General features: G+C 67.9%; 10 protein-coding genes. 8 read left to right on the forward strand and 2 right to left on the reverse strand.

Going from position 1 to position 11,290, the window contains the following annotated elements; all coding sequences use genetic code 11:
- Positions 1–17: 17 nt before the first annotated feature.
- Positions 18–1,790 (reverse strand): nitrite/sulfite reductase, encoded by a 1,773-nt coding sequence (locus tag ACFWUR_RS14765; RefSeq protein WP_378906935.1) that lies wholly within the window; start codon positions 1,788–1,790, stop codon positions 18–20.
- A 435-nt stretch (positions 1,791–2,225) separates the two neighbouring features.
- On the opposite strand from ACFWUR_RS14765, the gene ACFWUR_RS14770 reads away from it, so the two are divergent.
- The 4 genes from ACFWUR_RS14770 to ACFWUR_RS14785 all read left to right on the forward strand — a co-directional run bounded on the left by ACFWUR_RS14770 (position 2,226) and on the right by ACFWUR_RS14785 (position 5,365).
- Positions 2,226–2,654 carry an SgcJ/EcaC family oxidoreductase gene (locus ACFWUR_RS14770; RefSeq protein ID WP_378906937.1) on the forward strand — a complete coding sequence of 143 codons (429 nt, stop codon included), beginning with the start codon at positions 2,226–2,228 and terminating at the stop codon, positions 2,652–2,654.
- A gap of 138 nt (positions 2,655–2,792) precedes the next feature.
- Positions 2,793–4,013, forward strand: coding sequence for a radical SAM family heme chaperone HemW (gene hemW, locus ACFWUR_RS14775; protein ID WP_378906939.1), 1,221 nt, complete (start codon positions 2,793–2,795; stop codon positions 4,011–4,013).
- 400 nt (positions 4,014–4,413) lie between these two features.
- A complete protein-coding gene (locus ACFWUR_RS14780; protein ID WP_378906941.1) occupies positions 4,414–4,656 on the forward strand; it encodes a hypothetical protein in 243 nt (80 codons plus the stop codon).
- Positions 4,657–5,170: 514 nt separating this feature from the next.
- Complete coding sequence (locus ACFWUR_RS14785) at positions 5,171–5,365, forward strand: hypothetical protein (RefSeq protein WP_378906943.1); 195 nt, start codon at positions 5,171–5,173, stop codon at positions 5,363–5,365.
- A gap of 766 nt (positions 5,366–6,131) precedes the next feature.
- Here the strand turns inward: ACFWUR_RS14785 and ACFWUR_RS14790 are convergent.
- The gene (locus tag ACFWUR_RS14790; RefSeq protein ID WP_378906945.1) at positions 6,132–6,506 is read right to left on the reverse strand and encodes a hypothetical protein; all 375 of its coding nucleotides are present in this window, start codon (positions 6,504–6,506) and stop codon (positions 6,132–6,134) included.
- A 415-nt stretch (positions 6,507–6,921) separates the two neighbouring features.
- Here ACFWUR_RS14790 and hrcA point away from each other — a divergent pair, with 415 nt between their 5' ends.
- The 4 genes from hrcA to ACFWUR_RS14810 all read left to right on the forward strand — a co-directional run bounded on the left by hrcA (position 6,922) and on the right by ACFWUR_RS14810 (position 11,251).
- Positions 6,922–7,953, forward strand: a complete 1,032-nt coding sequence (gene hrcA, locus ACFWUR_RS14795; protein ID WP_378907466.1) for a heat-inducible transcriptional repressor HrcA — start codon at positions 6,922–6,924, stop codon at positions 7,951–7,953.
- A 130-nt stretch (positions 7,954–8,083) separates the two neighbouring features.
- Complete coding sequence (dnaJ, locus tag ACFWUR_RS14800) at positions 8,084–9,241, forward strand: molecular chaperone DnaJ (RefSeq protein WP_378906947.1); 1,158 nt, start codon at positions 8,084–8,086, stop codon at positions 9,239–9,241.
- Between the two features lie 4 nt (positions 9,242–9,245).
- Positions 9,246–9,986: a 16S rRNA (uracil(1498)-N(3))-methyltransferase gene (locus tag ACFWUR_RS14805; protein WP_378906949.1), complete on the forward strand. Its 741-nt coding sequence runs from the start codon at positions 9,246–9,248 to the stop codon at positions 9,984–9,986.
- A 200-nt stretch (positions 9,987–10,186) separates the two neighbouring features.
- A complete protein-coding gene (locus ACFWUR_RS14810) occupies positions 10,187–11,251 on the forward strand; it encodes a PhoH family protein (RefSeq protein WP_378907469.1) in 1,065 nt (354 codons plus the stop codon).
- The last annotated feature ends 39 nt before the right edge of the window (positions 11,252–11,290 follow it).

Consider the following 11,290-nt stretch of genomic DNA (forward strand, 5'->3'; position numbering starts at 1 on the left):
GGGGATCTCCTCATCGACTATCGGAGGTCGGCCTCGTCGGCGCGCACAGCCCACACCGCGAAGCGTTCCCCGGATTCCCGGTTCTTGACGAAGTTGCGGACGACGCGATCGATGTAGTCACCGAGCTCGACGCTGGTCACCTTGTGCTGACGCAACTTCCGCCCGAACGCACTGTCCAGGCCGAGGCTGCCGCCCAGATGAACCTGGAAACCCTCCACCTGATTCCCGGTGCCGTCGTCGACGAGCTGGCCCTTGAAGCCGATATCGGCGATCTGGGACCGGCCGCACGAGTTCGGGCAACCGTTGATGTTGATGGTGATCGGCACGTCGAGTTCGGCATTGATATCGGCGAGGCGCTGCTCGAGTTCCGGTGCCAGCACCTGCGAACGCTTGCGGGTCTCGACGAAGGAGAGCTTGCAGAACTCGATGCCGCTGCAGGCGAGGAGGTTTCGACGCCAGACCGACGGACGTGCCTGCAGTCCGAGCGGTTCGAGCTCGTCGATCAGCGCGTCGACCTGGTCGTCGGCGATGTCGAGGACGATCAGCTTCTGGTACGGAGTGAAGCGGATGCGGTCGGAGCCGTACTTCTCGGCGGCGTCGGCGACCTTGCTCAGGATGGTGCCCGACACGCGACCGGCGATGGGGGAGAAGCCGACGGAGTTGAGACCGTTGCGCAGCTTCTGCACGCCGACGTGGTCGATCGGTTTGGCGGGCTGCTCGGGTGCGGGGCCGTCGATCAGCTTGCGCTTCAAGTACTCGGTCTCGAGAACCTCGCGGAACTTCTCGATGCCCCAGTCCTTGATCAGGAACTTCAGGCGCGCTTTGGTGCGCAGGCGACGGTAGCCGTAGTCGCGGTAGAGCGCGACGACCGCTTCCCATACATCGGGCACCTCGTCGAGCGGCACGAACGCACCGACGCGCTGGGCCAGCATCGGGTTGGTCGACAAACCGCCGCCGACCCACAGATCCAGACCGGGACCGTGCTCGGGATGGTTCACGCCGACGAAAGCGATGTCGTTGATCTCGTGCACCACGTCCTGCTGGCCCGAGATCGCGGTCTTGAACTTGCGGGGAAGGTTGGAGTACTCCTTCTTCCCGATGTAGCGCTTGACGATCTCGTCGATCGCCGGGGTGGGGTCGATGATCTCGTCGAGGGACTCACCGGCCAGCGGCGAACCGAGGATCACGCGCGGGCAGTCGCCGCAGGCCTCGGTGGTGTGCAGACCGACCGACTCGAGGCGGCGCCAGATCTCCGGGACGTTCTCGACCTCGATCCAGTGGTATTGGACGTTCTCGCGGTCGGACAGGTCGGCGGTGTCGCGGCCGAACTCGGTGGAGATGCCACCGATGGTGCGAAGCTGAGCGGCACTGAGCGCACCGGCATCGCAACGCACCCGCATCATGAAGTACTTCGCTTCGAGCAGGTCGATGTTGTCGTCGTCGGTGAAGGTGCCGTCGTAGCCCTCTTCACGCTGGGTGTAGAGACCCCACCAGCGGAAACGGCCACGCAGATCGGCCTTGTCGATCGAGTCGAAGCCGCCCTTGGCGTAGATGTTCTCGATGCGCGCGCGCACGTTGAGCGGGTTGTCGTCTTTCTTGGACTGCTCGTTGGGGTTCAGCGGCTCGCGGTAACCGAGGGCCCACTGGCCTTCGGAGCGGCGACGCACCGGCTTGCCGGTACGGGCGCGCGGCGCTACGGGGGCATCGCTGCTCGGCCGGACGGGGCGCGCGGCTGCGGCACGCTCGGTGCCGGCCTGCTCGGTCGAACCGGCGTCGGTGCTCGACGTCATGTGGGGTCGCTCCTGCGGGGGTGATGGGACATCCGTGCTGAAGGCGCGAGGGGCTGGCTCGCGTCAGGGAGTCAGCGGGCCGATGAAAGTCGAAGGCACCGGGGGATACCCGGGCGTGGACGCCGCTGCGCTACCGGTGGAATCCGGGCCGACAACAGGCGCTGCAGACACGCTGGAAGTCGACGTGGCGACGGGCCACGAGTCGTACTCCAGTTGCGTGCATGCGCCTATTGTGCCACGTCAGCCCGGTCGTTCCGACCGCAAGGAGATATTTCCCGCACTTTTGGGGGAAATTCCCTGGACGGTCGTCCTGTTCTGTGACGGGGGTCATAGCTCACCGCCCGGAACCGACCTGTGATATGCCCGCGCCGGCGCGTGTGCGGTGCCGAACAGCGCGGTTGACCCGAAGTGCGCTCGAGGTTGCACAGTAGTGGCATGAGCAACGCCGCCACTGTCACCGGTCAGACCCCCGTCGATCTCGACATCGAACTCGCCGCCATCCGCGCGGTCGTCGACACCATCGCGCACGCCCAGGCCGACGAACTGGCCGAGGACTTCGTCGCCGTCTTCCGGGAAGACGCGATCTGGACCACCGGCCACGGCAAGCGCCTGTACGGCCGCCCGGCGATCGCCGAGTTCACCGCGCAGGTGCTGCCCGGCGCCACGACACACGGCACCGCGACCTACGAGGTCGAGCATGTGCTGTTCCTGCGACCCGATGGCGCCGCCGTGAAAATTCGCCAGAGCTACTTCACCCTCGACGGAGAGCTGTCCGGTCAGGGCACGCCGATGTATGTGATGACCAAGGAAGCCGGCACCTGGGTGCTCACCGCCAACCAGAACACTCCCGTCGTGACGGACTGACGGACCGACACCGCGAGGCAGGCGCGCCGCAGCCGACCGGGCCCCGGTCGCCGCGGCGACGGCCCCGGCCAGAGCGGGGCAGCGGTGGCGGCCAGGGGTCGGGCGGGGCGCTGTAGCAGGGCCCGGCAGACTGGAGGGGTGACTACCAGCGCTGCTACCGGGGCTCCCGGCGTGACACCGGCCGACGCCGATCGCCCGGTGCTGCGCGATTTCGGGGGCGGCGCGTTCGGGGTGTACGTGCACGTGCCGTTCTGCGCCACGCGCTGCGGGTACTGCGACTTCAACACCTACACGGCGGGGGAGTTGGGCACGTCGGCGTCGCCGCAGTCCTGGCTGGAGGCACTGCGCGCGGAGCTCGCGACCGCCGCTGCCGAGTTCGACGCCCTGCCGAGCGCGACCCCTGAGGTCTCGACGGTCTTCGTCGGCGGCGGGACGCCGTCGTTGCTCGGTGGTGACGGGCTGACGTCGGTCCTCGACGCCGTGCGTGCGAACTTCGTCCTGGCCGCCGATGCCGAGGTGACCACCGAGTCCAACCCGGAATCCACCTCGCCCGAGTTCTTCGAGCGGCTGCGCGCGGCCGGTTACACGCGCATCTCGCTCGGCATGCAATCCGCGGCGCAGCACGTGTTGAAGGTGCTCGACCGCACGCACACCCCGGGTCGCGCGGTCGCCGCGGCGAAGGAAGCGCGCGCGGCCGGGTTCGATCACGTGAACCTCGATCTGATCTACGGCACCCCGGGTGAGACCGATGCCGATCTCGACCTGAGTCTGGACGCGGTGCTGGCCGCCGGTGTCGATCATGTCTCCGCCTACTCCCTGATCGTCGAGGACGGCACCGCGCTGGCGCGCAAGGTCCGCCGTGGTGAACTGCCCGCACCCGACGACGATGTCCTCGCCGCCCGCTACGAGCGCATCGATGCACGCCTCGCCGCCGCCGGTCTGACCTGGTACGAGGTCTCCAATTGGGCCGCAGACGATTCCGGGCGCTGCCGTCACAACCTCGGCTACTGGGACGGCGGCGACTGGCTCGGCGCGGGCCCCGGCGCGCACAGCCACGTCGGCGGTGTCCGCTGGTGGAACGTCAAGCACCCCGCCCGCTACGCCGACCGCGTCGCCCTCGGCGGTCTCCCGGCCGCGGGCTGGGAAGCCCTCACCGACGACGAGCGCTACACCGAACACCTCATGCTCACGGTTCGTCTGCGCACCGGCCTGCCCCTGGCCGATCTCGCCCCCACCGCCGAGCCTGCCCTCGACCGGATCATCGCGGACGGCCTCGCCTGCGTCCGCGGCGCCAACCTGGTTCTCACCGACCGCGGCCGTCTCCTCGCCGACGGCATTGTCCGCGATCTCCTCGCCTGACCCGCACAGCGCCGCGGGCCGCCCACCGGGTGGGGGTCGAGCCCCCGGATCGCGAAGATTCGGCCCACGCGTCGACCGCCATTGACAGCCTTTTCGCCCCCTGTCGGCTCGGCGGCTGGTCGCGATAGGTCAGCGTTTCGTCGACTCGCCGGTGGAGCAGCGGTCCATTGCCTCGGGGAACGGCGAAACGCGCGGCGGTGATGTCATCGTGATCTGAATTTCGAGATTTTTCGGGCATGTGATCGGAGCTGAGAATTGCCCGGTCATCCTGGTGTAACCAACCAATGCACACCAGGTGAGGGGCTTGGAGCAGTGGGGTGCTCTAAGGGTATGTTCGGTGGGTTCGGGGTGGAAGATAACGATCAGGGGCGTAGGCTTCGGCTTGATCCTAGGGAGTTATATGTCCACCGAACGGCACATCACCCTCGTCCACGAGCAGAGCGAATTCGCCGAAGCGCGCTCTGCTGAGAAGGCGGAGACCGCTCGTCAGTGCGCGGTCGCCGCGCGGACGGTCGCCTCGCACTCGAACGACGCCGAGGACTGCACGTCACTGTTGGCGATGCTCGGTCTCGACGCCCTCGCGGGCAAGGAGGTCGGCGCCCCCGACTCTGCCGCTCGTTGCGGTGCGGCTGCCCGAGTCTGACTCGGCTCCGGCCGCCCGACTCGGGCGGCCACCGCCGATGCTCGCCTCGACTCGCTGACATCGCCGTCAGCCCCGAGTCGCCGTCGAGCACCGCTCACCGGGCAAGAACTCATCGCCACCACCGATCACCCCACCGGCCACCGCCGGTCGTGGTTCGCCGAGCAGTTCCACGGTGTTCGCCGGCGTGATCAAGTACCCCGGCAAATCCCGCACGGCATCTGTGTCCGGCGTGGGTGTTGTCGGCGCTGCACCGCAATGGAAGAAGCGATCGACCGACCTGACCGGGGTGTGCCCCGCCGCTGGATTGGCGCCGATGACCGGGCCTGTCGATCCCGCGACACTGTGCCCGACACCTGGCCTCGGCGCATCGTGGTGACCGTGCGGCCGATACCGCGCAGCGTCACCCGGCGTTCGGTCACCGAGTCCGCTCGCAGTGAAGGTCGGCCCCGTACGCCCGGCCGAGCCGAGCGATGGACCACGCCCTGTCGAAACGAATGGTGGGTCGGTCGCCGCCATGGGTCGCCACTTGGGCGCTGCGATCGCGCCTGAGCCGCTGGGTGGCGTCGAAGCAACCGCACCGCTCGGCGGCGTCATGCCGGTGGCAGCCGTCGACACCGAGGCTGTTCTCGTAGAGTCGCTGCCCGAATCCACCGAACTGTCGTCGGCTTCCGCCGCCCGGCTGTCGACCCCGGTCGGGTCGTCAGCCTGAGATCCGGTTCCGCGACCATCGCGTCCCATCGTTTCGAAATCGTCGATCGTCCTGTGCGGGCCCGAACTGTCCCCGGTCGCGTCGGCCGAGTTCTGCTCGCCCCCTGCCGAAACGCCCACCGGCGACTGTGCGCGACTCACGCCGCGCGATTGCCCGGCGGTGCCGATCAGCAATTGTCGATCGCTTTGCCCGCCAGGGTCGAGTGACCGAAGCGGCATGGGCAGCGAGGGAATACGAGCGACGAGCTCGGCGAACGGCAACACGTACCGCTGCCGCATCGCAGTGCGCGCATTCTCCTCCGCGGCCGAAGCTGCTCCGTGGCCCGATGCCGAGCCCGCGGTGTTTACCGCTGCACTCACCGACCACGCCGAATCAGCGGTCTTCTCGATCGCCGGCGACCCGACCGTGTATTTGGTCGCCACGATCGCCTCGGCCGCCTCCCGAACAATCGGGGGCAACTCGTTCAACGCCGCTGCCAACACGCACGCGTCCTCGATATAGGCCTCGACCGCGGCACGCGCCGCCGCCGCACCGACACCCGACCAAGCCTGGGCCGACGATTCCCCCATCGCGTGCCGGAAGACCTGCACCGCGTCGTTCCACCATGCCGCGATCCGCTCGAATCTGTCCGCTTGCGCGACCGCATCGGTCACTTCGAGCGACCCGAACGCCACCGCGATCTCCTGATGCCGCCAGGAATGCGTGTTCTCCCCACCGCCAGGAACTCCCGATGGCGGACCAGTGCGATGCGTGTTCTCTCCGGGTGTCACACGGTCGGCCACTTCGACCCCTCGGCTGACGAAACAATCTGTCCCACTGATGATTCCACCGAGCCGAGACGGCCCGCCCAGACCTCGTCGGCACCTTCCAGCCGATCGCGCACTTCCCGGAACGAGTGGCGAATATCCATCGCGATTCGCGCATGCGCGTCCATCGCTGCAGCGATGCCGTTCTCTCTCGCTCCCGCCACGTCACGCAGTCGCGAGACCAACGCGGTGGCCGAAATCAGCCGCGCCTCCGATTCGCCCAGCCCCCAATGAACCTGATCGCCGATCTCGACGGCAAGCGCCCGAATCCGCGTGATCGCCCGCAGAAACTCCGCGCACGCGTGATCGATCGCGGCGAACTCCGTCGGCCGCACCTCGACGGACCCGGACCCGATACTCCACACTTCGTCGACCCCACTCGGACGCACCACAGTTTCCTCCCCACACACGACGGTCGATAGACGAAAATTGCTGGTGATCCCCCTGATTCGGATCCGAACCTACGCCCGCTCCCCGAGCCCGACAACCCCCGAAATGCCACCTGTGGACAACTCGGGCCTGTGGATAACTTCCCGCCGGGAAAATCGAGTCGGCGGGCCGAACACCGCCCCCGAAGCCGGATATCCCCGCACGGCGGTTCGATGCCGCCCCAACCGCGCCATCCGATGATCGGGATCGAGACAATTAGACTGGACAACACGACGCTGCGAGCGTCGGCGTGCGACCCTGTGCGAACACAGCACGGTAGGCATGAGGTACCCAGGCACGAGCGAGGAAGGTGGGTCGATGGTGTCGAGCACCGAAGATCGACGTTTCGAGGTCCTGCGAGCGATCGTCGCAGATTACGTCGCCACCAAGGAACCGATCGGTTCCAAGTCCCTCGTGGAGAAGCACAATCTCGGCGTCTCCAGCGCCACTGTCCGCAACGACATGGCGGTGCTCGAGGCCGAGGGCTACATCACCCAGCCGCACACGAGTTCGGGCCGTATCCCCACCGACAAGGGCTATCGCGAGTTCGTCGACCGGATCGCCGAGGTGAAACCGCTCTCCGGCGCCGAACGCCGCGCGATCATGGAATTCCTCGAATCCGGGGTCGACCTCGACGACGTCCTACGCCGTGGGGTGCGCTTGCTGGCCCAGCTCACCCGCCAGGTCGCGGTCGTGCAGTACCCCACCGTGTCGGCATCGATCGTGCGCCACATCGAGGTCGTCGCCCTCAACCCGGCCCGTTTGCTGCTGGTCGTGATCACCGATACCGGCCGCGTCGACCAGCGCATCGTCGACCTGGGCGCGGTGATCTCCGACGAAGACCTCGCCGCCGTGCGCGGCCTGCTCGGTGGCGCGATGGACGGCAAGCTGCTGTCGGTGGCCAGCGCGTCGGTGGCCGGCGTGCCGGAACGCGCGCCCGCCGCGATCCGCGACGTGCTGGTGCGGGTTTCCACGGTGCTGGTGGAGACGCTGGTCGAGCATCCCGAAGAACGTCTGGTCCTGGGCGGCACCGCCAATCTCACCCGCAACGTCGCCGATTTCGGCTTCCCCGGCTCCCTGCGGACTGTGCTGGAGGCCCTGGAAGAACAGGTCATCGTGCTCAAACTGCTCGCCGCCGCGCAGCGGCCGGGTCAAGTGATGGTGCAGATCGGCGAGGAGACCCAGGTCGAGCAGATGCGCGGCACCTCCGTCGTCTCCACCGGCTACGGCGCGGCCGGTGCCGTCCTCGGCGGTATGGGTGTGCTCGGCCCCACCCGGATGGACTACCCAGGCACCATGGCGTCGGTGGCGACCGTCGCCCGCTACATCGGCGAGGTGCTCGCCGAAAGGTGAAGCCAGCTCGGAAGCGATGGCAACCGGACTGTTAAGGTCGATACTTCGGCCGGTAAAGTTGAGTGGATTCGACTAAAGGATGCGCCCGGCGCTCGGCCGGCCCACACCGACCAAGGACTAGAGAACTCACGTGGCACGGGATTACTACGGACTGCTCGGCGTCGGCAAGAACGCCACCGACCAGGAGCTCAAGCGCGCTTACCGCAAGCTCGCCCGCGAACTGCACCCCGATGTGAACCCGGACGAGGGCGCACAGGCCCGCTTCAAGGAAGTCTCCACCGCCTACGAGGTGCTGACCGACCCCGAGAAGCGCCGGATCGTCGACCTCGGTGGTGACCCGCTCGAAAACGGCGGCGGCGGAGCAGGATTCAACGGCGCGGGCTTCGGTGGCCTCGGCGATGTCTTCGAGGCCTTCTTCGGGGGGATGGGTGGCCAGGGCGGTGGTGGTCAGCGCAAGCCGCGTGGCCGCGTGCAGCCCGGCGCCGACTCGCTGATCCGCACTCGGCTGAGCCTGGCCGAATGCGCGGTCGGAGTCACCAAGCATCTGACCGTCGACACCGCGATCCTGTGCGATGTCTGCGTGGGCTCGGGCACCAACGGCAACTCCAAACCGGTCCGCTGCGAGACGTGCGACGGCGCGGGCGAGGTGCAGTCGGTACAGCGCTCGTTCCTCGGCCAGGTGCTCACCTCGCGGCCCTGCCCCACCTGTCGTGGCGCGGGCGAGACCATCCCCGACCCCTGCAACAAATGCGGCGGCGACGGCCGCGTGCGCGCTCGTCGCGAGATCGCCGCGCCCATCCCGGCCGGTGTCGCCAGCGGCATGCGGGTTCGCCTGGCCGCGCAGGGCGAGGTCGGCCCCGGTGGCGGCCACGCCGGTGACCTCTACGTCGAGGTCGTCGAGCAGCCCCACGACACCTTCGTCCGCGACGGCGACGACCTGCACTGCACCGTTCGAGTGCCGATGGTCGACGCGATCCTGGGCACCACCGTGGTCGTCGACACCATCCTCGACGGCCCCACCGAACTCACCATCGCGGCGGGCACCCAGCCCGGCGAGGTCATCCAGTTGCGCGCGCACGGCATGCCACGGCTGCGATCGGGAGCGCGCGGCGACCTGCTCGCTCACCTCGACATCGTCGTTCCGAGCAAGCTCGACGGCAAGCAGACCGATCTGCTGCGCAAGTTCAAGGGCATGCGTGACAGGGATCGCGCCGAGGTGATGTCGACCCAGTCCGAGCACAACAGCGGCCTGTTCGCCCGGTTGCGCGCGTCGTTCAGCGGACGCTGAGTCCGTGGCCGCGACGGTCTTCTATCTCGACGAGGTACCCGAGCCGGGCGCCGTCGCGGTGCTGGACGGTCCGGAGGGTCGCCATGCCGCGACCGTACGCCGGATCAAGGTCGGCGAGCCGATCACCCTGTCCGATGGGCACGGTGTCCTCGCCGACTCGGAAGTCGTTGCGGCCCAGAAGGATCGCCTGGAGCTGGCGGTCCGCGACCGCCGCACGGCCGCACCACCCACCCCACAGGTGACCGTGGTGCAGGCTTTGCCGAAGTCGGATCGCTCCGAGCTGGCCGTCGAGTTGATGACCGAGGCGGGCGCCGACCTGATCGTCCCCTGGCAGGCATCGCGTTGCGTCGCGAACTGGGACGCCAAGGCCGCCAAGGGGATCGAGAAGTGGCGCGCGGCGGCCAAGTCCGCGGCCCGCCAGTCCCGTCGCGCCTACATCCCCGACATCGCCGGGCTGCACCGCACCCGCGATCTGGTGGAGCTGGTGCGAAAAGCCAAGGCGGACGGCGCGATCGTCGCCGCCCTGCACGAATCCGGCGCGGGCAAGTTCACCGAACTGCCGCTGGCCGAAGCGAGCGAAGTGGTCCTGATCGTCGGCCCCGAAGGTGGTCTCGACGACGCCGAACTGGCCGCGCTGGGCGAGGCAGGTGCCGACATCGTGCTCCTCGGGCCGACCGTCCTTCGGACCTCCACCGCGGCCGCTGTCGCGCTCGGCGCGCTGGGGGCGTTGACCGCACGCTGGTGAGCAGGAGTGGACCGCCTGGGATCGGGTATTCCCCCGGGGTCGCGAACGGCATACCACGGGCGAATTTTTAACCGCTGTGCGGTGTCGGTGCTCGGCGGTAAACTGATCTCATCGAACACCAGGTCGAAACCGGAAGCAGGCTGTAGCCACTTTTGAAGAACTCAGGCGAGATCGGCAACCCCACCAACCCCGTATCGAACATCGGCGCAGGCGGTAACAGTGCTGGTCCCGCGGCGCGGACCGTGCGTTCCAGCATCGAACTCGCCCCCGAGTCGGTTTTCGGTTTTCTCGGCTCCGCCGACCAGAACCTGCGTCAGCTGGAGCAATTGCTCCCGGCCGACATCCACGTGCGCGGCAACACCGTCACCATCACCGGTAAAGCCGGCGACGTGGCGCTGGCCGAGCGGGTCATCGAGCAGCTCGTGGCGCTCACCGGCCGCAATCGGGTGATCACTCCCGAGGCGGTCCGTCACACCATCTCGATGCTCACCGACGAGGGCGTGTCCGAATCGCCCGCCGAGGTGCTGAGCCTGGACATCCTGTCGCGGCGCGGCAAGATCATCCGCCCCAAGACGCTGAACCAGAAGCGCTATGTCGACGCGATCGACGACAACACCATCGTGTTCGGCATCGGTCCCGCCGGTACCGGCAAGACCTACCTGGCCATGGCCAAGGCGGTGCAGGCCCTGCAGTCCAAGCAGGTCACTCGCATCATCCTGACCAGGCCCGCGGTCGAGGCCGGCGAGCGGCTCGGGTTCCTGCCCGGCACCCTCAACGACAAGATCGACCCGTACCTGCGCCCGCTCTACGACGCCCTGCACGACATGATGGACCCCGAAGCCATCCCCAAGCTGATGGCGTCGGGTGTCATCGAGGTCGCGCCGCTGGCGTACATGCGTGGTCGCAGCCTCAACGATTCGTTCATCATTCTCGACGAGGCGCAGAACACCACGGCCGAGCAGATGAAGATGTTCCTCACCCGCCTGGGCTTCGGCTCGCGGATGGTGGTCACCGGTGACATCTCGCAGGTCGACCTGCCCAACGGTCAGCGCTCGGGTCTGCGGGCGGCCGCGGAGATCCTCACCGATATCGACGACATCCACTTCTCGGAGCTCACCAGCGCCGACGTCGTCAGGCACCGGTTGGTCTCCGACATCGTCGATGCCTACGACCGCTTCGAATCCGAGACCCGCGCGGTGCCCGGTCCGCACTACCCGGGCAACCGCGCGCAGCGTCGGGCCGCCGGTCGCAGCGACCGGAGGTAACCTGCGCAGCGCCCATGATCGGCAGGGCCGACGATCGGG

Origin of the sequence: Nocardia sp. NPDC058633 (genome assembly GCF_042717045.1) — a bacterium.
Classification (GTDB): domain Bacteria; phylum Actinomycetota; class Actinomycetes; order Mycobacteriales; family Mycobacteriaceae; genus Nocardia.